At 72.9% G+C, this 20,798-nt stretch carries 18 protein-coding genes and 1 other RNA gene; 10 read left to right on the forward strand and 9 right to left on the reverse strand.

The features are described 5' to 3' along the window. The first annotated feature begins 157 nt into the window (after nucleotides 1-157). On the forward strand, nucleotides 158-1,600 hold the full coding sequence (locus tag AMK26_RS03900; protein WP_073751899.1) for an RNB domain-containing ribonuclease: 1,443 nt from the start codon (nucleotides 158-160) through the stop codon (nucleotides 1,598-1,600). On the opposite strand, the gene AMK26_RS03905 is transcribed toward AMK26_RS03900, so the two are convergent. Beyond that, nucleotides 1,551-2,360, reverse strand: coding sequence for a hypothetical protein (locus AMK26_RS03905; protein WP_107420850.1), 810 nt, complete (start codon nucleotides 2,358-2,360; stop codon nucleotides 1,551-1,553). The genes AMK26_RS03900 and AMK26_RS03905 overlap by 50 nt on opposite strands. 17 nt (nucleotides 2,361-2,377) lie before the next feature. Then, a complete protein-coding gene (locus AMK26_RS03910) occupies nucleotides 2,378-3,154 on the reverse strand; it encodes a MerR family transcriptional regulator (RefSeq protein WP_073751903.1) in 777 nt (258 codons plus the stop codon). 155 nt (nucleotides 3,155-3,309) lie between these two features. Here AMK26_RS03910 and AMK26_RS03915 point away from each other — a divergent pair, with 155 nt between their 5' ends. Both AMK26_RS03915 and rnpB read left to right on the forward strand, forming a co-directional pair. Next, nucleotides 3,310-3,888, forward strand: a complete 579-nt coding sequence (locus AMK26_RS03915) for a Uma2 family endonuclease (RefSeq protein WP_073751905.1) — start codon at nucleotides 3,310-3,312, stop codon at nucleotides 3,886-3,888. A gap of 33 nt (nucleotides 3,889-3,921) precedes the next feature. After that, nucleotides 3,922-4,323, forward strand: an RNA gene (rnpB, locus tag AMK26_RS03920) — RNase P RNA component class A. 295 nt (nucleotides 4,324-4,618) lie between these two features. Here rnpB and AMK26_RS03925 read toward each other — a convergent pair. After that, complete coding sequence (locus tag AMK26_RS03925; protein WP_073751907.1) at nucleotides 4,619-5,506, reverse strand: hypothetical protein; 888 nt, start codon at nucleotides 5,504-5,506, stop codon at nucleotides 4,619-4,621. Beyond that, nucleotides 5,506-6,075, reverse strand: a complete 570-nt coding sequence (locus AMK26_RS03930; protein WP_073751909.1) for a sigma-70 family RNA polymerase sigma factor — start codon at nucleotides 6,073-6,075, stop codon at nucleotides 5,506-5,508. The genes AMK26_RS03925 and AMK26_RS03930 overlap by 1 nt, the downstream gene beginning before the upstream one ends. Nucleotides 6,076-6,630: 555 nt before the next feature. On the opposite strand from AMK26_RS03930, the gene AMK26_RS03935 reads away from it, so the two are divergent. The 4 genes from AMK26_RS03935 (at nucleotide 6,631) to AMK26_RS03950 (ending at nucleotide 9,702) form a co-directional block, all read left to right on the forward strand. Next, the gene (locus AMK26_RS03935) at nucleotides 6,631-7,389 is read left to right on the forward strand and encodes a helix-turn-helix domain-containing protein (RefSeq protein WP_073751911.1); all 759 of its coding nucleotides are present in this window, start codon (nucleotides 6,631-6,633) and stop codon (nucleotides 7,387-7,389) included. Further along, complete coding sequence (locus tag AMK26_RS36895; RefSeq protein WP_073751913.1) at nucleotides 7,386-8,183, forward strand: helix-turn-helix domain-containing protein; 798 nt, start codon at nucleotides 7,386-7,388, stop codon at nucleotides 8,181-8,183. Before AMK26_RS03935 ends, AMK26_RS36895 begins: the two co-directional genes overlap by 4 nt. 217 nt (nucleotides 8,184-8,400) lie before the next feature. Further along, the gene (locus tag AMK26_RS03945) at nucleotides 8,401-8,874 is read left to right on the forward strand and encodes a hypothetical protein (RefSeq protein ID WP_073751915.1); all 474 of its coding nucleotides are present in this window, start codon (nucleotides 8,401-8,403) and stop codon (nucleotides 8,872-8,874) included. A gap of 222 nt (nucleotides 8,875-9,096) precedes the next feature. Further along, nucleotides 9,097-9,702, forward strand: a complete 606-nt coding sequence (locus tag AMK26_RS03950; protein WP_073751917.1) for a response regulator transcription factor — start codon at nucleotides 9,097-9,099, stop codon at nucleotides 9,700-9,702. On the opposite strand, the gene AMK26_RS03955 is transcribed toward AMK26_RS03950, so the two are convergent. From AMK26_RS03955 to lanKC, 4 genes are all read right to left on the reverse strand, one after another. Further along, complete coding sequence (locus AMK26_RS03955; protein ID WP_073751919.1) at nucleotides 9,632-11,572, reverse strand: ATP-binding cassette domain-containing protein; 1,941 nt, start codon at nucleotides 11,570-11,572, stop codon at nucleotides 9,632-9,634. The genes AMK26_RS03950 and AMK26_RS03955 overlap by 71 nt on opposite strands. Further along, complete coding sequence (locus AMK26_RS03960) at nucleotides 11,569-13,302, reverse strand: ABC transporter ATP-binding protein (protein ID WP_073751921.1); 1,734 nt, start codon at nucleotides 13,300-13,302, stop codon at nucleotides 11,569-11,571. Before AMK26_RS03960 ends, AMK26_RS03955 begins: the two co-directional genes overlap by 4 nt. 244 nt (nucleotides 13,303-13,546) lie before the next feature. Then, nucleotides 13,547-13,690, reverse strand: a complete 144-nt coding sequence (locus tag AMK26_RS36040) for a SapB/AmfS family lanthipeptide (RefSeq protein ID WP_107420853.1) — start codon at nucleotides 13,688-13,690, stop codon at nucleotides 13,547-13,549. Then, nucleotides 13,687-16,380: a class III lanthionine synthetase LanKC gene (gene lanKC, locus AMK26_RS03965; protein ID WP_079277435.1), complete on the reverse strand. Its 2,694-nt coding sequence runs from the start codon at nucleotides 16,378-16,380 to the stop codon at nucleotides 13,687-13,689. The genes AMK26_RS36040 and lanKC overlap by 4 nt, the downstream gene beginning before the upstream one ends. A gap of 394 nt (nucleotides 16,381-16,774) precedes the next feature. On the opposite strand from lanKC, the gene AMK26_RS03970 reads away from it, so the two are divergent. Further along, nucleotides 16,775-17,788, forward strand: coding sequence for a hypothetical protein (locus AMK26_RS03970; RefSeq protein WP_073751923.1), 1,014 nt, complete (start codon nucleotides 16,775-16,777; stop codon nucleotides 17,786-17,788). Nucleotides 17,789-17,892: 104 nt separating this feature from the next. Further along, entirely contained in the window at nucleotides 17,893-18,216 is a 324-nt protein-coding gene (locus AMK26_RS03975) for a hypothetical protein (RefSeq protein ID WP_073751925.1), read from the forward strand. A 61-nt stretch (nucleotides 18,217-18,277) separates the two neighbouring features. On the opposite strand, the gene AMK26_RS03980 is transcribed toward AMK26_RS03975, so the two are convergent. After that, nucleotides 18,278-19,030, reverse strand: a complete 753-nt coding sequence (locus tag AMK26_RS03980) for an SDR family oxidoreductase (RefSeq protein ID WP_073753010.1) — start codon at nucleotides 19,028-19,030, stop codon at nucleotides 18,278-18,280. A gap of 122 nt (nucleotides 19,031-19,152) precedes the next feature. Here AMK26_RS03980 and AMK26_RS03985 point away from each other — a divergent pair, with 122 nt between their 5' ends. Next, nucleotides 19,153-20,790 carry an alkaline phosphatase D family protein gene (locus AMK26_RS03985; RefSeq protein ID WP_073751927.1) on the forward strand — a complete coding sequence of 546 codons (1,638 nt, stop codon included), beginning with the start codon at nucleotides 19,153-19,155 and terminating at the stop codon, nucleotides 20,788-20,790. Nucleotides 20,791-20,798 lie beyond the last annotated feature (8 nt).

Here is a 20,798-nt window from a genome sequence, read left to right on the forward strand (position 1 = left end):
AAAGCGCCGGAGGGTACGAAGCGCCGGAGCGTACGAAGCGCCCAGCGCACCAAGCACCGCCGCGTACAAAGCACCCGCAGCGCACCAAGCACCGCACCGCACCAAGCACCGCACCGCACGACGTGCCTCCCCGAGCCCCGCGCCATACGCTCGACCCATGCCCCGCCGCCAGATGCGTGTGACCGGCGCGGCCGAGGCGCCCCTGCGGGCCGCCCTGCGCGCGCTGCGTACCGAGCTCGACGTCCCCGACGCCTTCCCGCCCGCCGTCCTCGCCGAGGCGGAGGCCGCCGCGAAAACGCCCCGCCTGCCCGGGCGCGACGCCACCGACCTCCCCTTCTTCACCATCGACCCGCCCGGCTCCACCGACCTCGACCAGGCCATGCACCTCACGCGCCGCGCCGACGGCGGCTACCGCGTCCACTACGCCATCGCCGACGTCGCCGCCTTCGTCGCCCCCGGCGGCGCGGTCGACGCCGAGGCCCACCGCCGCGTCCTCACCCTCTACTTCCCCGACGGCCGCATCCCCCTCCACCCGCCCGTCATCTCCGAGGGCGCCGCCAGCCTCCTCCCCGGCCAGACCGCCCCCGCGCTCCTGTGGCGCATCGACCTCGACGCCGACGGGCGCCGCGTCGCCACCGACGTCCACCGGGCCCTAGTCCGCAGCCGCGCCCGGCTCGACTACGCGGGCGTCCAGCAGCAGCTCGACGCGGGCACCGCCGAGGAGCCGCTCGCCCTGCTCCGCGAGATCGGCACGCTCCGGGAACGGCTGGAAGTGGAACGCGGCGGGATCTCCCTCAACGTCCCCGAGCAGGAGATCGTCGAGCGCGACCACAGGTACGAGCTGGAGTACCGCGCACCCCGCCCCGCCGACGCCTGGAACGCCCAGATCTCCCTGCTCACCGGCGCGGCCGCCGCCGACCTGATGACCGCCGCCGGTACCGGCATCCTCCGTACGCTCCCCACCGCCCCCGACGGCGCCGTCGCCCGGCTGCGGCGCTCCGCGAAGGCGCTGGGCATCGACTGGCCGCACCACGTCTCGTACGCCGCACTCGTCCGCTCCCTCGACCCGCGCGACACCCGCCATGCCGCGTTCCTCCAGGACTGCACCACCCTTCTGCGTGGCGCCGGCTACACCGTCTTCACCGACGGCAAGACGCCCGTGCCGGCCGTGCACGCCGCCGTCGCCGACGAGTACACCCACTGCACCGCCCCGCTGCGGCGCCTCGTCGACCGGTACGCCGGGGAGCTGTGCGTGGCCGCCGTCGCGGGTGAGGAGCCCCCGGAGTGGGTACGGGCCGCCCTGCCCGGCCTCCCGCAGCGGATGGCGGAGGGCTCACGCCGGGCGGGCACCGTCGAGCGCGAGTGCGTCGACATCGTGGAGGCCGCCCTGCTCAAGGACCGGGTGGGCGAGGTCTTCGACGCGTACGTCGTCGACGTGCACGACCGCGACCCGTCCATCGGCACCGTCCACCTGGAGGACCCGGCGGTGGTGGCGCGCGTCGAGGGCGGCACGCGCCCGCTCCCGCTGGGGGAGCGGCTGCGCGTACGGCTCACGCAGGCGGACCCGGGACGGGCGAAGGCCCTGTTCGCTCCCGCGTGAGCGCCCGCCCGACCGCGTCCACGAACCCCCGCGCGTCATCGGCGTGGCACCGCACCAGGCGTACGGGACACCGCGTCCCCAGCAGCCGTACGGCCGTGACCGACTCGCTCAGCTCGATGGTGACGGACGTCTGCGAGGCGACCGCCAGATCGAGCACCCCTTCCGCCTTCTCGTGCGAGAACAGCGGCTCGTGCCGTACGGCGCTGATCCGCTCCAGCGGTATCACCAGGTCCACATGTGCCCCCTGCCGCACCCGCACCGCGTCCCCGTCCACCACGTGCGGCCGGGTCACGGACGCGGCGTGCAGCCCCAGCACGAACAGCACGGTGTACACGTCCAGCACCAGGACCACGGCGTGGACGACCGGCCACGACGCCAGCAGGTACGACATGCCGGCCGTCTCCACCACGCACACGAACAGGAAGCCGTACATGTACGCGGCCTGGTCCCGCGCGTGCCCGAACGCCTCGGCCCCCGTACCGCCGGTCCCCTGCGACCGCCGCGCCACCCACCGCACCAGGCTCACCATCAGCCGCAGCTCGTGCCCGATCAGCCGCACCACCGGCTCCGGCACCAGCTCGTACACCGCCTCCCGGAGGCCGAGCCCCCGCCGCAGCAGCCGTACGAACAGCAGGACCTCCGCGCCCACCAGCGCGAGGACCGCCACCTCGGCCCCCACCACCACGGCGCCCGGTATCCGCACCCCCGCCACCAGGAACACGGCGAGTACCACCTCGGCGGGCAGCAGGGCGTACGCCATGCCCCGCACCACCCGCCTCACCGCGCACGCTCCGCGGCGATCCGCAGCGCCCGCCGGACGGCCTCCGCCTGCGCGGCCGAGAGGTCCGCGAAGAACACCGTGGCCGGCCCGCCTTCCAGGTCACCCATGTCGTCGGGCACCACCTCGTCCGGCACCAGCGCCGCCAGTGCCCGCGCGGTCTCCTCCACCCGTACGTCGCCGGCCGCCGCGTCCGCGAGCGCGTCGAGCGCCGCGTACACCTCGTACGCCCGCTCCATCGCGCCCGGCGCCCCGGCCATCGTCCGCATGGCGCCCAGCAGCCGCGCGCCTTCCTCCTCCGGCACCACCGTCTCCAGCAGCGCGAGCATCTCCCGGTCCCGCGCGGCCATCGCCGGCTCGGGCCCCGGCAGGGCGGCCGAGGCCCTGGCCATGTCCCCGAACAGCTCCGCCTGCCCCGGCGACACCGGCCCCTCGGCGGGCAGCCGCCCCGTCCGCGCCTGCTCCAGCAGCACCCCCAGCCGCTCCCGGCGCGCCCCGATCTCCGCCTGCTGCCGCGCCAGATCGGCGTCCAGCTCCTCCAGTACGTCGACGAGCTCCCGCCCCGCGTCGCCGGCCAGTACGTCCCGCACCTCGTCCAGCCCGAGCCCGAGCTCGGTCAGCCGCCTGATCCGCGCGAGCAGCACGGCGTCGCGCAGCGTGTAGTCGCGGTAGCCGTTGGCCAGCCGCCGGGGCTCGGGCAGCAGCCCGAGGTGGTGGTAGTGGCGTACCGCCCGCGCTGTGATGCCGACGAGGTCGGCGATCTCTCCGATCCGCATGAGGACCAGTAGAAACGTTGACGCTGCGACAAGGTCAACAGCAATCCTGCGGCCTTCCCTGATCATGTGCCACGATCGAGGGAACGACTCCCATCTCACGGACGGGCGGCCCGGCGATGTCCCAGTCTGACGAGCGACCGAGGAAGGGGCGTGACATGACTGCCATGGCACATGCACCGCTCACGCAGGCGGATGACCTGCTGGAGGGCTTCCTGGCGCTGGAGACGCCGGAGGGCTTCCGAGCCGAGCTGATCGAGGGGGAGATTGTCGTGACGCCGCCGCCGGACGGGGACCACGAGGACTACAACAGCCTGATCGTGAGGCAGGTGATCAGGCGTTCCCGCACCGACATGGACGTCTCCGGCAACAAGGGCCTCAAGCTGCCGAGCGGCGGCAGCTGCCCCAGGACCCACGTCATCCCGGACTTGACCTTCGCCCCCGCCGAGCTGCGGCTCTTCCGGGGCGCGGAGTCCTGGATGCCGTGCGACGGCGTGGCGCTCGTCGTCGAGGTGACCTCCACCCGGCCGCAGCGGGACCGCGAGACCAAGCGGCGCTGCTATGCCCGTGGCGGCATCCCGCTGTACCTGTTGGTCGACCGCGAGGGCTCTTCGGTGACCCTTTTCAGCGACCCGGAGGGCGAGGACTACCGCCAGGTCGTCACGATGCCCTTCGGCAAGCCGCTGCCTCTCCCCGAGCCGTTCGGCTTCGACCTGGAGACCGCCGACTTCCTCTGACCCGCTGCCGGGTACCATGGTCGGCACGGCAGACGAGCCGGGCGGACGGCCGCGTGGAGACCCTTCGGGGGTCTTCCCGAGGAACGTCCGGGCTCCACAGGGCAGGGTGGTGGCTAACGGCCACCCGGGGTGACCCGCGGGACAGTGCCACAGAAAGCAGACCGCCGGGGACCTCGGTCCTCGGTAAGGGTGAAACGGTGGTGTAAGAGACCACCAGTGCCCAGGGTGACCTGGGCAGCTAGGTAAACCCCACCCGGAGCAAGGTCAAGAGGGGACACCTCGGTGTCCCTGCGCGGACGCATGAGGGCTGCCCGCCCGAGTCCGCGGGTAGACCGCACGAGGCCGGCGGCAACGCCGGTCCTAGATGGATGGCCGTCGCCCCGACGACCGCGAGGTCCCGGGGCACAGAACCCGGCGTACAGCCCGACTCGTCTGCCATGGTGGCCCCGGCCAGGGTTTTCCCTGGCCGGGGCCACCATGCGTCCGCCCGCGTTGCCCGCCCGTACCCGGGCCCGGCAGTCCCCCTGCTCTGGCCGTGCCGGCATCCGGTGTCCTAGTCGCTGTGCTCCTTGCGGTGCCAGCGGGTCCAGACCCGGGCGGACAGCCAGGTGATGGCGACGACGATGACGCCGGCGATGACGTTCTCGATGATGTTGTTCATGTGGGCATGTCTCCTCCGCGCCGGTCGGTGTGCGTGCCGACCGGGCGCGGCGCTGTGGGCAGAGGGGGGTTACCGGGCCGCGAGGCCCTGCGGCAGGTGCGGGTAACGCATGAAGAGGCGCGTTTCGTCGCGCAGCGGGATCTCGCGGGCGAAGTTCTCGGCGAGTTCCGTGCGGTGGCGGACGGGCTTGGGTACGTGCCGGTCGGCGCGGAAGCCGAGCATCCGGGAGAAGGCGCACCAGGCTCGGGAGTCCGTGCTCGGGCCGGTGGCCGCGTGGTGGGCGGCGAGCAGGTGCGCGGCGAGTGGGTCTCCGGCGCCGGCGGCGAAGCGCCACCAGTACATCGCGGATTCGCGCTTGTCGAGGCTGTAGAGCAGGCACCCGAAGGTGCGGGCGCCGGCTTCGTCGTAGTCCGCCGCGAATGCGGCGAGGGTGTCGATCTCTGCTGAGCGCAGCACTGTGCTGCACAGCTCGGTGACGTAGCCGAAGGCGAGGTACTGGCTCTTGGCGGGATCGGAGGTGTTGATCGGTGTCGGGCGGCGGCGTCGTGCCCGTGGCCGGCGCGGCTGCGGCCGCCCGTCCGGCCGCAGCGTGCGCGGGAGGGGGCCGGCGGCGGGTGCGGGCAGCTGGGTGATCTCCGTGGTCTCGCCCGGGTAGGGGTCGTGCGCGCCGGCGGCCGGGCCCGCGGGCGCGTACTGAATGCGTGCCGGCCGCCGGGCTTCGGATGTGATCCGTGCCGCCAGGCGCTGCATAAAGTCCTCGGTGCTGTGCTGCAGGACGTGCGCGCGGATCGCTTCGGCCTGGCGGGTCATCAGCTTCATCGCGCCCTCCGTTCCCGCTCCGTCCCGCGGCTGGTCCCCCTCGGTCGGCTGGTCCGGGGTGTGCCCGGGTTTCCCGGCGTTGCGAGCGGTCTCTTCGTGGACGGTCCCGGCCTGTTGGTTCAGGAGGTCTTCCGGCATCAGGAGTCCCCTTTCTCCTTAGGAAGTTCCGTGAGCATGAGCTCGGTCAGCTGCTGACGGCCCCGGCACGCGGCGGTCTTCGCGGCGCTCTGGGTGATGCCGAGGATCTCGGCGGTCTGGGCGTAGGACAGCCCGATGAGGTAGTACATCTGTACGCAGCGGGCCTGCTGCGGCGCGATGACTTCCAGTTGCTCCATGGCCCTGTCGAGCCGGTCGTAACGGCCTAGTTCCGTCAGGGCGGAGGCTGCGGGCATCTCTGCGACGAGGTGTTCGTACTTCGTGATCCGCACGCTGCTGCGGTAGTAGTCGGTGATCGCGTCGTTGAGGATCTTCGTGGCGAGCGCGATGGGGTTCGAGGCCGCGAGGATCCGCTCGATCCGCCGGTGCATCGTGACCATGGCTTCCATCAGGGCGTCTTCGGCGTCGTGCAGGTTGCGCAGGCGGTAGGCGGCTATGCGCATGAACGTGTCCAGGTTCTCCCGGAAGAATTCCTCGCCGCGGGGGTCGAGGCCCGGCTGGCCGGGGTCGGGGCCGACGAGGTCGCGTTCTTTGCCGAACGGATCGTTCATCGGCCCCTCCGTGGTGCCGGGCTGCTGCCGGAGGCCGGGAGTACGGTCGGGCGCTGGTGGTGGACCGGCCGGTCGGGCCGATGGCCGGCCTGGTGACCGAGGGTGGAGCGGACCTGCGAGGCGGTGCGGGCGGCAGGCCGTACGACGGCTCCGGAGCACGCGGTGGTCATCCGACAGACGCAGGCCGAGCCGTGCGTGTACCGGGTCCGGGTGGGCCCCACGAAGCCTCCTTCTTGATCCAGGATCGGAGCCCGGCGGCGACGGTGCCGTACGGGCGGAACAACGGCTTGTTCTGCCTTCACACCGATCCGGCACCCCTCTGGAGTTACAAGCCGGCGCAAGATTTTCATACAGACAGTCATCGGTTAATCACATTTAGTCGGTCTACCAGGAGTGATGCGGTAGTTAGGTGATCCACGTCACACCCGCAGGGAGTGCCGCACGGTCGAAGGCCCGCTGGGACGTGACCGGATCGCGCATCGGTGCAACCGGTCGCGCAGCCGCGCGTGTGGAAGCCGTTGAACGCATGGAACCGACCAACAGGGGGAGTTGCTCATGTCCCGATGGAAGGAACTGCCCGCGGCGCTCGACGACAGCGAACGTCAGCTGCTCGTCCAGTTACGACGTCTGAAGGACCGCAGCGGTCTGAGTCTCGCCGCCCTCGCCAACAGGACCGGCTACAGCCGCTCTTCGTGGGAGCGGTACCTGAACGGAAAGCAGCCCGTGCCCCGTGAGGCGGTCGAAGAGCTGGCCCAGGTATGCGGCACGGACCCGACCCGCCTCGTGGTGCTGCACCAAGTCGCCGCACGCACACGGAAAGGCGGCGGGCCGGGTGAGCCCGCACCGTCCGGGCCGTCCACCTCTCCGGCGCCGCGCGAGCCCCGTCCGGCGCGTACCTTGCCCATGCGACGTACGCTGGCGGCGGCAATCGCCGCTGTGGCGGTGTCCTTCGGCGCCGGGCTGATGACAGCAGGCGCCTGGGACGACGGCGCTCCGGTGACGACAACCGGCACCCGGGCCGCCACCACCGGCTATCTGCGCGGCCAGACGTACAGCTGCGACATCCAGCGCGGGAACGGGGAACTGCGAGCCGGCCACAGCGACACCCGCGCGATGCTCCTCGACATCAACAGCACCGGTTTCGATGTGGTGGAAGCACAGTGCCTGCTCCGCGAACACGGCTTCGACCCCAAGGCCTTCGACGGGCTCTACGACGAGCGGACCCAAGCGGCCACCAAGGCGTTCCAAGCCAAGCGCGGCCTGGTCGCGGACGGGATCATCGGCCCGGACACCTGGGGGGAGCTGCGCCGATGATCACCGGTGCCGCGTGCGAGGAACTGGTGACCGAGCTGCGCCGGGCGCGGGAGCGGAGCGGTTTGAGCATGGCGGCGCTGGCCGCCCGTACTCCGTACAGCAAGTCGTCCTGGGAGCGGTACCTCAACGGGAAGAAACCCGTACCGCGTGGGGCGGTCGAGGCGCTCTGCCGGATCACGCGGGAACCCGCCGAACCGCTGCTCGCGTTGTGGGAACTCGCCGACGCCACCTGGAGCGGCCGGGGGCGGCACCCGGGCGGCGCAGTCCCCTCGGCGCCGTCGGTCACCGCTCCGGGCGGGAGGCCCGCCGCGCGTCGGGGACGGTGGGCAGGGTTCGCCGGCGCTGCCGTGGCGCTGTCCCTGGCCGTGCTCGGCGTGTCGATGGCCGGGACGCGGCAGGACCCGCCGCGGGCCGCCGCGGAGCCCCCGGTACGTAACCCCGGGTGTACCGCGGAGGCTTGCGAAGGCCGGAACCCCGTGGACATGGGATGTGGCGGCAGCGGGATGGTCCAGACCCTCGCCAGGCGCACCGCTTCCGAAGGCCGCCGCCTGGAACTGCGGCACGCCGAGGTCTGTCGCGCCCTGTGGGTACGGGCCACCGGCCTCGAAGCGGGTGACCGGGTCGAACTGCGCCTGTCCGACGGGCGGTTGCAGTACGTGACGGCCGAAGCAGGCCCCGAAGCCGGGAGGTATCTGTCGACCCCGATGTCCTCCGACACCGGCACGGGCACGACGGGAGTCCGCGTGTGCCTCAAGGCGGCGTCGAGCGGCCGAGAGGAGTGCTTCACCGGCTGAGGGCATGGCGGGCAGCCCCTCCCCGTCTCCCCACGTCCCATCCCGCACTCCGTCCCAGCAGGTCAGGGCGTGGGACGTCCCGTGTGCTCCCACACCGGCGGCCGGCTGTGGCCCCCCGTGGACCGGGCTGGGCATCGTTGCACCACGCCAGGACCACGGCCCGGGAAGCGGGACCCACCGGGGGCACGCCGGACCGTGGCCGGAGAGGAACACAGCCATGAACACGCGTACGAAGCTCGCGGCGCTCGCACTCACCGCCGGGGTCGTCACGGCCACGGGCGGCGCCACAGCGCCCGCGGCCGTGGCCCTGACCACGCCGGCGGCCCACTCCGTCGTCCAGCCGGCCGCGGCCACGCCGGCCGACAACGGCGACGTCCGGGCGGCGGGTTCCGGGTCGGCCGACCGGACGCTGAGGACCAGCAACGGAGCCGGTTCCGTTCGCGTCAAGTGGACCTGGCACAGCAGCGCGAACGGCAAGAGCTACTACGGCAGCTTCTGGGGGACGTTCTACGACCACGCCCCCAAGGACAAGAAGTACGTGCTGCTCCAGGCCAAGTGGCAGGGCAAGGGCTGGACGACCATACGCACCGCCGCGAAGGGCGGCACCTTCAGCGGCGACTACAGCGGCCTCAAGGGCCTGAACTTCAGGGCCTGCCTCCAGGGCGGCAAGTGCGGCGCACCCGCGTGGTGACCTCCCGGGGCCCACAGGTCTGACCCCGTACCTCTGATCGCTCGCCGACCTGGCCCGCCTGCCCCGGCAGTGGTTTCGCACTGCCGGGGCCGGGCGCCGGCTGGACACGGATTCCACGGGCCGTACCAGTCGGCCGGCCCCACCGCCGAACTGAAAATCCCGGCCGGGGCGGGGATAATCATGTTCGGGGCCAGGTCTGGCAACCGGCCGCAGGGAGCGACATTGATCCGTGTTCTTCTCGTCGGGAAGACCCGCCTCGTGCGGGGGGCGCTCGCCGCTCTCCTCTCCCGCGAGGAGGACATCGATGTCGTCGCCGAGGCGGAGGGGGACGGCGAACTCGTCGCGCGGGCGATGCTGTGCCGGCCGGACGTGGCGGTGATCGACGTCGACTGCAAAGAGGGCGAGGAGTTCGCCGCGAAGGGAGAGCTGACGGCGCAGCTGCCGGACTGCCGGATGCTGCTGATGATGGCCTCGCCGACACCCGAACGTCTCCGCCGGATGCTCGACCTGCACGCCGCGGGTGTCATCAGTACGAACGCCCCGGCGGACCGCCTGGTCCACGGCGTACGCAAGCTGGTGCGGGGGCAGCGGTTCATCGACCCGGAGTTCGCGCTGGTCGCGCTGGACGCGGGGGACAATCCGCTGACTCCGCGCGAGGTGGAGGTGCTCCGGATGGCCGCGGACGGCACGCCCACGGGGGAGATCGCCCAGCGGCTGTCGCTGTCCGTGGCCACGGTCCGCAACCACCTGTCGGCGATCACCAGGAAAGCCGGGGCGCGGAACAGGATCGACGCGATCCGGATAGCGCGGGAGTCGGGCTGGGTGTGACCGCCGACGGGTCCGCCCCGTCCCAGTGGCCGACGAGGTCCCGGTAGAGCGCGGAGCCGGCCATCAGCTCGTCGTGGGTGCCGAGGCTGACCCGCGTACCGTCCATGACCAGGACCCGGTCTGCCCGCAGCGCGGAGCTGATGCGGTGGGCGACGACCATCAGGGTGCCGGGGCCGCGGGCGAAGGCCTCTTCGGCGACCGCCTCGGCGACCGGGTCGAGGTGGCACGTCGCCTCGTCCAGCAGGGCCAGTCGCGGCGCCGGGAGGAGGGCCCGGGCCAGGGCGATGAGCTGACGCTCGCCGGCCGACAGCTCCCGCGGGTCCAGCGGCGTGTCGTAGCCGCCCAGTTTCTCCACGAGCGCTGCGGCCCCGACGGCGCGGACGGCCGACTCCACCTCCGCGGGGGCGGCGCCGGGGGCGAGGTAGGTGAGGTTCTCCCGGAGGGTGCCGGCGAAGACGTACGCCTCCTGCGGGATCAGCACGCGGTGCCGGGCCAGGTCCTCGCCGTCCAGCGCCAGGACCGGTACGCCGCCGAGGCGGATCTGCCCGGCCTGCGGGGCGAGGACCCCCGCGGTCAGCGCGGCGAGGGTGGACTTTCCGGCGCCGCTCGGGCCGACCACGGCGAGGTGTTCGCCGGGGCGCAGGTCCAGGTCGAGATCCTGGACCACCGGCTCGGCGGACCGGGCGTACCTGAAGGTGACCCCGTGGAGCTCGACGCGGGAGTCGCGCGGGCGCGCCGGGCGCGCCGGGTGCGCCGGGTGCGACGGGGGAGCGCCCGGTGGCGGTACGGGTGGGCTCCGGTCGGGCTCAGGGGCGCGCTCCGGGACGGCGCCGGGCTCGGCCCCGGGCTCGGCCCCGGGCTCGGGCTCGGGCTCGGGCTCCGGCCCTGGGCCGGACGGCGGCAGGGCCGGAGCGGGCGCGCCGGGGGCGACCTCCGCGATCCGGCCGATGGTCACCAGCAGCCACAGCCCGCTGCTCCCGAGTTCCTGGACGAAGTTCTGCAGGGCCGGGCTCAGGCTCTGCGACACGTAGGTGAGCGCTCCCAGGATCGCTCCCGCCGTCACGCCGTTGCGTACGAGCCAGGGCGCCCCGGCCAGGATGAGGACGAGCGGTACCCAGCCGCCGATGCCCAGGGCGGCGGTCCGCAGCGCGGTGAGCCGGGCGAGGGCCCTGGTGGCCCGGGCCGCGTCGTCGACCTGGGCCCCGGTCCGTGCGCGGACGCGCTCGTCGGCACCGCAGGCGATCACGTCCCGCAGCCCGCCGGTCACCGCGCTCGCGGTCTCCGAGATGCGCTCGTTGGCCAGGATGACGGCCCGCTGCCTCGCGACCATCGCCCGGAGTGCCGCCAGGAACAGCCCGAGCCCGAGGAGGAGCGGCGGCAGGACCAGGACGAGGAAGGCGGGGTCCAGGGTCGCCAGGCCCAGCAGCACGGTCACCGCCGTGACCAGGAAGCCCTGGACGAACATCACGACCGCCCCGTACGCCTCACGGGCGATCTCCACGTGCTCGGTCAGGCGGGCCACGCCGGCGGTGTCGGCGGCCCCGCCCAGCCGCGTCGAGCGGTCCAGCGTGCCGGTGGTCACGAGGGTGACCAGCTCGTCCCGGAACGGTTCGATCAGCGCGGCGAGTCCCAGGACGGCGTGCCGGGTCCCCCACGCCCCGACGATGAAGGCGCCCGCCAGCAGCCCCAGCCAGGCGAAGCCGACACCGGGCCGGCCGGCGAGGAAGCCCTGGTCGACCGCGCGGGCCACGGCGAGGCCGGACAGGAAGGCCGGCACGGCCTGCACCAGCGACCAGCCCGTCAGCCGCAGGTACTCGCGGCGGCGCCGGCGGAGTGAGGCGCGCAGGAGGTCGCCGGGCCGCCCCTTCACCGCGTACCTCCCACGTCCGCGGTCTGCGGCACCCGCCCGGCAGCGGCGTCCGCCTGGAACGCGGCCCGGTAGTCGGGGTCCGCCCACAGGTCCCGGTGCCGCCCCCGCGCGCGAACGCCGCCGTCCGCGAGCCAGATCACCAGTTCGGCCCGGGCGGCGGTGGAGGCCCGGTGCGTGACGATGAGCCGGGTACGGTCGGCGAGGGCGCCGGTCAGCACCTGGCTGATGTGGTGCTCGGTCACGGTGTCGAGGCTGGCGGCGACGTCGTCGAGGACGAGCACCCGCCCGGCCTGGGTGAACGCCCGGGCGAGCCCCACGCGTTGCGCCTCCCCGCCGGAGATCGGGGCGTCGGCGAGCCGGGTGTCGTAGCCGGCGGGCATGTGCCGGATGAACGCGTCCGCCCGCGCGGCGGTGGCGTGCGCCACCAGCTCCTCCGTGGCCGGGGTACGAGGGCCGAAGCCGATCGCGTCGGCGAAGGTCTCACCCAGCAGTACGGGGCGTTCGAAGCCGTACCCCACCGCCCGCCGCAGCTCACCCCGGTCCACGCGGCGCAGCGGCACGCCGTCCAGCAGCACCTCGCCCTCGTCGGGGTCGACGAGACGCCCGGCCAGCGCGGCCAGCAGCGACTTGCCCGACCCCGAACGCCCCACGACGGCGACCAGGGCGCCTCCCGGCACGGTCAGGTCGAGGTCCTCCAGGACGGTGTCGCCCCCCGCGCGTACCGTGACGCCCCGGAACTCCAGCCGCCCCCGGCCGTCGGGCAGGTGCTCGGAGCCGTACTCCACGGGCGGTTCGGCGAACACCTCGGCGAGCCGCCCGGCCGTCGCACGTGCCTGGACGAGTTGATTGAGCGTACCCACCACCGAGCCGATGCCGGTGGCCATGACCACGTACTGACTGGCCGCGAGCACCTCTCCGGGCGTGATGCGCCCGCGGGCGAGCTCCAGACCGGCCACGGCGATCACGGCGACCATGACCAGCGGGACGACGAGATCCTCCCGGGCCGACATCCGGGCGAGGGAACGCCACATCCCCATGCCGTGCCGGTGCAGCTCCGGCAGCGGGGCGAGCACGCGGCGCGCCTCGCGGTCCACGGTCTTCGCCGCGGCGATCGTGCGGCTTCCGGTCAGGGCGTCGGTGAGCCGTGCCGCGATCCTTCCCTGCGTGTCGAAGTAGCGTTCGTTGAGGTCGGAGATGTCGCGGATGAAGGCGCGGACCAGAGGCGCCAGGACGGGCAGACCGACGAGGAAGGTGAGGCAGAGCCACGGGTCGATCAGCGCCAGGGCGACGATGGCGCCGATCGGGGGAACGAGATTCATGAAGGCCCACACCACGCCCGATGCGACCCGCCCCGTCTCGGAGGTGTTGCCCACGAGCCGGCTCACCAGGTCGCCGGAGTCGAACCGTCGGGTGGCGCGGGTGCCCAGCGCGAGGATGTGCCGCAGCAGCGTGTGGCGCAGCCACGCGGTGGAGCGGGCCTCGGTCACCTCGCCCACGTAGTCGTCCAGCGCGTCGGCGGCCACCAGGACGAAGATCAGCGCGGCGCTGAGGGCGAGCCAGCGGGCCGCGTCCTGGTCGCCGAGCACGGCGTCGAGGGTGCGGCCCATGACGGCGGGCAGCACGACTCCGGCACCGCTGATCAGCAACGACGTGACCAGCATGACCCCCAGCCAGGGGCCGCCCCGTCGGGCTGCCGCCAGCAGCAGGCGGTCCGCGGCGCGTCGGTCCACGGGCTTCTCCTCCCGGTCGTCTGCCGTCGTGCGAGCTACGGGCCGCCGCGATCCTCGCGGGGACGGGTTGCCCGGTGGTCGCGGGGCCGGTCGCGGGTCCTCCGCGGAACCGGTCACGCGGTGCTCACGGAACCGGTCACGCGGTGCTCACGGAACCGGTCACGCGGTGCTCACGGGGCCGGTCACGCGGTGCTCACGGGGCCGGTACGGCGGGGACGCCCGGAGGCGTCCCCGCCCCTTTCGGTCACAGCCTCACGCGCACCTTGATGAGCTTGCCGACTTTCACCCTGACGGCGATGCCGCCACGGCAGCTGGCCGACGAGTTCGAGCCGTGCGCCGCGGTTTCCGCGTCCGGCATGTCGAGGCCTTGCAGATCGAGGAGTGTCATGTGATGTCACCTCCCTTCTTTGCGAGAACCGGTGGTTGGACTGTGTGCCGTGTTCCGTCGGCCGACGGAGTGCCCAGGAACGGCAGGTGCACGGGATGGTGGTGGAGGGCGGCACCGAGGGCGAGCAGCACGCCGGCGCTGCCGGTGGCCAGGTCCATGGAGAGCCGCATGAGCTCCTCACCGGGAAAGACCAGGTGGCCCCGGAGCATGAGGGCCTGCCGCGAAAGGTGGCGTACATGTGCGGCGACCAGGGGGTCCCGCCCGGCGGCCGTGCCGGCGGGATGCGCGCGGCTGAGGTAAAGGATCAGCCCGGCCGTGCCGCGGAAGAGCCCGGGCTGGACGGAGAACTGCACCGCCGCCGCCCTGCGGATCTCGGCGGCCGCCGCCTCGAACCGGTCGTCGCCGTGGTGGGTGAGGTACTCGTCGAGGACGAGGCCGATCCCGGCGCTGCCCTCGGCGAGGTACGGCACGGTCCGCCACCCTTCGTCGACCTGCATCCCGCCGTTCTTGCGGACGACGCAGCGGCGCAGGTCCCGGCGGAGGGCCGTGCCGGCCAGGTCGAGGAACGCGGGGTCGCCGGTGTGCTCGTACAGCCGGAGGAACAGCAGGGCGGGCCCCGAGGAGCCGCGCATCAGCCCCGCGTACGGGTACTTGCCGCCACTGGTCTCCGGTACGCCGTCGGCCGGGCCGAGCCGGTCGGCGACGGACTGCGCGACGTTCATGGCGGCGTCGTGGAACGCGGGTTCGCCGGTGACCGCCGCGAAGTGCTGGAGGTTCAGGCCGATGCCCGCGAGCCCTCCGTGCAGGTCGAGCCCCAGCTCCTGCCACTGGTCGTCGCCCATGCAGATGTCGAGGACCTTCATGGCCGCGTCGCGGTGGCCGAGGTGGTCGAGTACGTGGGCGACGCCGTGCAGGCCGTCGTAGAACCCGCCGCGGGTGCCCTCCTCCGCGCGCACGGCCCGGTGGACCAGCCACTCCTCGTACCGCGGGTGGCGCCCGGCGCCGGTCACGTCCAGCGCGTACAGCACTCCGGCCGCGCCGTACGCGAGGCCCAGGCCCCCGCCCGGGGCCCTGAACTGCTCGATGTCGCCGGGGAAGAGCCGGTCGTCGCGCCGGGGGGTGGCGGCGGCCAGGATGGCGGCGGTCATGGAGCTCCGGGCGCGCAGCCAGCCGTCGTGGTCGGCTTCCAGCCGCGGCTCGGTACCGGCAGCAGGCGTACGGCCGTCGCTTCCCGTGATGACCCGCACCGCCTCGTCCAGGAACGCGCGGGGTACCGGGAACGACCGGCGGGCCTCCCGGGCGAGCTGTGCCGCCTTGGCCCTGTCCAGCTCGATGAGCTGTGTCAGCGGCATGAAAAGGGACAGGCGCAGGCAGGCCAGGGCGTACCGGTCGATGGCGAAGCCGGTCAGTTCCCCGGGCGCCTGGAACCCGGGAGCGGCCAGGGTCTGGGGCCGTTCCTCCGCCGCGTCCGCCGCGCCCTCGAAGTCGATCAGCACGACCCGGCCGTCGGGGCGTACCAGGATGTTGGACGGGTGGAGGTCACCGAGGACCAGGCCCCGGTCGTGCACCGCGGCGACCGACCGTTCCACCCGGCCCACCAGGTCGACGGCCCACGAGGTGTAGGCGACGGCCGCCGTGTCGTCCGTCTGGTCCGGCCCGTCCGGCTCCACCGACGACAGGGGGTAGCGCTCGCGGAAGAGGTCCGTGAGCGGCTGCCCCTCGACGAACTCCTCGGCGAGGAAGTGGTGGTCCCCCAGGACGAAGTGGTCGTGCAGCGCCGGTACGCAGTCGAGGCCGCGCAGCCGTTCCAGCGTCTCCCGCTCGCGGTGCAGCCTGCTGACCGCGTCCGCGCCGTCCGGTGTGAGCCCCGCGTACGGCCGCGCCTCCTTGAGGACGACGCGTTCCCCGGTCCGGGTGTCCTGGGCGGCGTACAGGCCTCCGCCGTTGGAGAAGTGCAGGGCCTTTTCGATCCGGTACGGCAGGTCGGCGACGGTCGTCCCGGCCCGTGCGGCGAGGTGGGGCTCCAGGAAGCCGGGCAGCGTCACCCACTCGGGCACCTCGAACACCGGCTTGCGCAGGTCGGGCACGAGCCGGCCGGACGCGTCCTCGACGGCCAGCACCGTCTCGCCCGTGGCGGGGGAGACGCAGTACCGCCGGGCGAAGCCGCCGTACCTGACGTAGAGCGGCCCTGACGCCCAGCGCAGATCGCTGAGAATGTACGGCCCGGGCCGGCCGTGCAGGACGCCGTCCAGGTCGGTGAGGACGTCTTTGAGCCGGGCCTCGTCGGCCGGGTAGATCGTCACGAATTTCCCGCTCGCGCCCCGGGGCGCGTATTTGATGTTGGCGTTGAGCAGTGCGTCGAGCCCGGGGCGGAATTTGAAGGAGATCCGCCGGGTGATGCAGTAGTCCCACACCGCGCCGAGGATCTCCTCCGCGTTGTCGAGGCACGCCGATACATGGACCTTCCACCCCTGCGGGGGCAGCTCGGCGCCGTCGGGGTGGAGGACCACCCAGTCGTCGAGGTCCTCACGCACCCATGTATCGGGAACCGGACACCGGGTCTGCTCGAAGTCGCTGTCGCTGTCGCTGTCGCTGTCGCTGTCGCTGTCGGCGGCGGTGTCGCCGGCGCGTGCGGGGGTGTCGTAGAAGAGGGGGTCCGTGAGGCAAAAGGCCTCGTAACGCATGTCCACGGGAGTCTCCGCTCGTGGGCTGGGATGCCCGTATCCGCCCGGGATCATTAGCGAGGATTGCAGAGCGGACCGGCCGCGGAACACCACTGTTCATCACGCGTACGGTGGGAGAAGTGACCCGCGGGATAGGAGAAACTCCCGTTTCACCGTCGAATACCAGGAGATCGCGGAGGTTGTCTCGCACACCGGTCGGTCGGCAATCGGCATTCGAGGGGGCATGGGCAGTCCCGGCGGCATCCGGCGGGGGTGAGCCGAACAGCGAGAGCGGTACCGCACGGGCGGCGTCGGTGATGTCACGCTGAAGAAGAAGCTCGTCGAGGCCTCAGGCGGTGCCGGGCGTCGGCCCCCGGCACTCGGGCGTTCACTCGTTCACCCGTTTGGATAGGGTGCCCGGATGATATTCGGGAAGGACGGGTTCCTGCGGGCCGTCGACGCGTTCGAGACGGCCGTACGGGCCCATGACGCGGACGGTGCCGAAGGCGCCTACGCGGGGCTGCACAAGACGTACGAGCAGGCCCGGGACGACGAATTCCTGGCCGCCGGGCCCCGGTTGGCCGAGCTGCTCGCCGAAGTGCCGCCCGGGCCACGGGCCGTGGTCGCCGTGATCACCGGGGCGTGTGTCGAGCGCGGCGCCGACCCGGTGGCGTGCGCGCCGGGTGTGCTGGGCGGCGTACGGGGCGCGTTGCAGGCCGCCGAGGCGTTCTGCGAGCGGTGGGCGGCCACCGGCGGCGGGGACCTGCCGCAGCCCGAGGCCGACGAGCTGACCGACGAGATCGTCGACCGGACCGGTTTCGAGGCCGCGATGGGCTGGTGGTCGCTGCCGCAGTGGGAGATGGCCGCGCTCGCGATGCTGAACTCCAAGGCGGTACGTCAGCAGGTGCCCGGCAAGGCCGAGTTGCTGGCGCTCGCGGAGCGCGTCCAGGACGCCTCCGGCCACCCCTTCAAGTGCCTGGTGTACGCGCTGCGCGTCCTCGACGACGAGCCGCTGGTCGTCCTGCACCGGGAGACCCGCACCGGATACGCGATGCGGATGACCGGCATCGGCGACAACTTCCAGCTCCACACCCTGCTGGCCGGCGCGCTCATCGGCGGCCTGCACCTGCCGGGCGACGCGCCCTCCGCGCAGGAGGTGGCCGTGTGCCGGGACGCCCCCGGGCAGGTCGACACGGCCGGCTCGTTCAACCTGGTCGGCGCGGACGGCGGCTGGATCTGGAACGAGGGCACCCCTTCCGACATCCCGGTCGTCGACGGCGCCCGCCTGCTGGTCCTGGACCCGCCGCCGTACCGGCGGGGCTGGGCGGCGGGGCGGTTCTTCCCCGACATGACCGGCGACCTGGTGCTGGAGCGGGTGCTGGGCGCCGAGGAGACGGAGCGCTGGTTCCGCCACGTCGCCGAGGCGAAGGACTGACACGCCACGGGCGGCGCAAGGTCCACGGGGAGCGTGGTACGCGGGTGTACGGGTGAGGCTCCCCCGTACACCCGCGTACCGGTACCCGTACCGAAGGAGACAGCATGACCGTCCCCGTGGACCAGCTCACCGACCCGGCCGTACGCGCCTTCGTCGGCGCGGTCAACGCCAGCGACCAGCAGGCGTTCTACGCCGCGCTCACGCCGGGCGCCACCATGTCCGACGACGGCTCCGACCGGGACCTCCGGCAGTGGGCCGAGCGGGAGATCTTCTCCGTCAACGGGCACATGGACGTCGAGTCGGAGCAGGCCGACGGCCTCTCCCTCATCGCCCGCTACCGCAACGACACCTGGGGCGAGATGCGCACGGCGTGGCGGTTCGTGGTGGAGGGCGGAAAGGTGAGCCGCTTCGAGACGGGCCAGGCGTAGGGCAGGGCGCGGAGCGGGCCGGGCGTGGGGCCGGCGTGGGGCCGGGCGTGGCCGGGCGGGATCAGCCGCGGCCGATGTACGGCATCGTCGTGGCCAGCACCGTGGCGAACTGGACGTTGGCCTCCAGCGGCAGGGCCGCCATGTGGGCGACCGTGCGGGCCACGTCGGCCGCGTCCATGACCGGCTCGACCGCCAGTTGGCCGTTGGCCTGGAGGATGCCGGTCTCCATGCGCTGCGTCATGTCCGTCGCCGCGTTACCGATGTCGATCTGGCCGCACGCGATGCGGTAGGGGCGGCCGTCCAGGGACAGGGACTTCGTCAGGCCGGTCATGGCGTGCTTGGTGGCCGTGTACGCGGTCGAGTGCGGGCGCGGCACGTGCGCCGAGATGGAGCCGTTGTTGATGATGCGGCCACCCTGCGGCGACTGGTCCTTCATCTGCCGGTACGCCGCCTGCGCGCACAGGAACGCGCCGGTCAGGTTGACGTCGACGACCGAGCGCCACGTCTCGTACTCCAGGTCCTCGACCGGCGTGCCGCCCCCGGCGAAGCTGCCCGCGTTGTTGAACAGCAGGTCCACCCGGCCGAAGCGGTCCCGTACGGCCGCGAACAGGGCCGTCACCGCGTCCGGCGACGTGACGTCGGTCGGCACGCACAGGGCGTCCACCCCGGCGAGCGCCGCCGTCTCCTCCAGGGGCTCGGCCCGGCGGCCGGCCAGGGCCAGGGCCCAGCCGTCCTCCGCCAGGGCGAGCGCCACGCTCCGGCCGATGCCCGAGCCGGCCCCCGTCACCACCGCGATCCCGTGTACTGCGCTCATGAGGCCGCAGCGTACGGGAGAGTCCGGCACGCGGAACTCATGTGGCCGACATATGGATGTTGTGTACCCGACAACCGGTGCTACTGAGATGCCCCTGACAGCCACCGCCAGGGGAGGGGTCCATGACACCCGCAGACCGGTCCAGCGCCCAGCACGCACCCGAACTACGCGCCGCCGCCCGCCACTTCGGCCGCCGCGGCTTCCTCACCGTCACCGGGGCCGCCGCCGCCCTCGCCTTCTCGGTGAACCTGCCGGGCACCGCCCACGCCGCCGAGGCCGACCCCCGGAAGATCACCGAGGACCCGTTCACCCTCGGCGTGGCCTCCGGCGACCCCCTGCCCGGCTCCGTCCTGCTCTGGACGCGCCTCGCGCCCCGCCCCTACGAGCCCGGCAGCGGCATGCCCCGGGCCCGCGTCCGGGTCCACTGGGAGCTCGCCCACGACGCCCGGTTCGCCCGGATCGCCAGACGCGGGCAGGCCACCGCCCACCCGGAACTCGACCACAGCGTCCACGTGGAGGTGCCCGGCCTCGGCACGGACCGCGTCTACTACTACCGCTTCCGCGCCGGCACCTGGATCAGCCCGACGGGCCGCACCCGCACCGCGCCCCACCCCGGCGCCCGCGCCGGCGAGCTGAAACTGGCCGCCGTCTCCTGCCAGGCGTACCACGACGGCTACTTCACGGCCTACCGGCACCTCGCCGACGAGGACCTGGACGCCGTCTTCCACCTCGGCGACTACCTGTACGAGTACGCCGTGGGCGCCACCGGCGGCGCCCGCAACTACACCGACCGGCAGCTCCCCGCCCACTTCAACCGCGAGACCATCACCCTGGAGGACTACCGGCTGCGCTACGGCCTCTACAAGTCCGACCCGGACCTGAAGGCCGCGCACGCCGCGCACGCGTTCGTCGTCACCTGGGACGACCACGAGACGGAGAACAACTACGCCGGCGGTATCCCGGAGAACGGCGTACCGCCCGAGGAGTTCCTGCTGCGCCGCGCCGCCGCGTACCGCGCGTACTGGGAGAACCAGCCGCTGCGCGCCCCGCAGCGGCCGACCGGCCCGGACATGCGGCTGTACCGGCGGCTGCGCTTCGGGCGGCTCGCGCAGTTCGACATCCTCGACACCCGCCAGTACCGCTCCAACCAGGCCTACGGCGACGGCTGGCAGACCCCCGGCCCGGAGTCGGAGGACCCCTCGCGCACCATGACCGGCGCCGAGCAGGAGCGGTGGCTGCTCGACGGGTGGCAGGAGTCGGACGCGGTGTGGAACGTCGTACCGCAGCAGGTCACCTTCGCCCAGCGGCGCAACGTCCCCACCCCGGACTTCAAGCTGTCCATGGACGCCTGGGACGGCTACCCCGCCTCGCGCCGGCGCGTCATGGACGGCGCGGCGGCGGCCGGGATCGAGAACCTCGTCGTCCTGACGGGCGATGTCCACGTCGGGTACGCCTTCGACCTCAAGGCCGACTTCGACGACCCGGAGTCGCGGACCGTCGGCACCGAGATCGTCGCCACGTCCATCGCGAGCGGCAAGGACGGCGCCGACCGGCCCGCCAACTGGGACAACCTCACCCGCGCCAACCCGCACCTGAAGTACTACAACGGGCGGCGCGGCTATGTGACCGTCACCCTGACCGGCGAGCGGGCGCGCGCCGACTACCGGACGGTGTCCCATGTGACGACGCCCGGCGCGCCCGTCACCACGGCCGCGTCGTTCGTGACGGAGGCGGGCGACCCGGGCCTCAAGCCGGTGTGACCCGGGCC

Origin of the sequence: Streptomyces sp. CB03234 (genome assembly GCF_001905885.1) — a bacterium.
Lineage (GTDB): Bacteria > Actinomycetota > Actinomycetes > Streptomycetales > Streptomycetaceae > Streptomyces.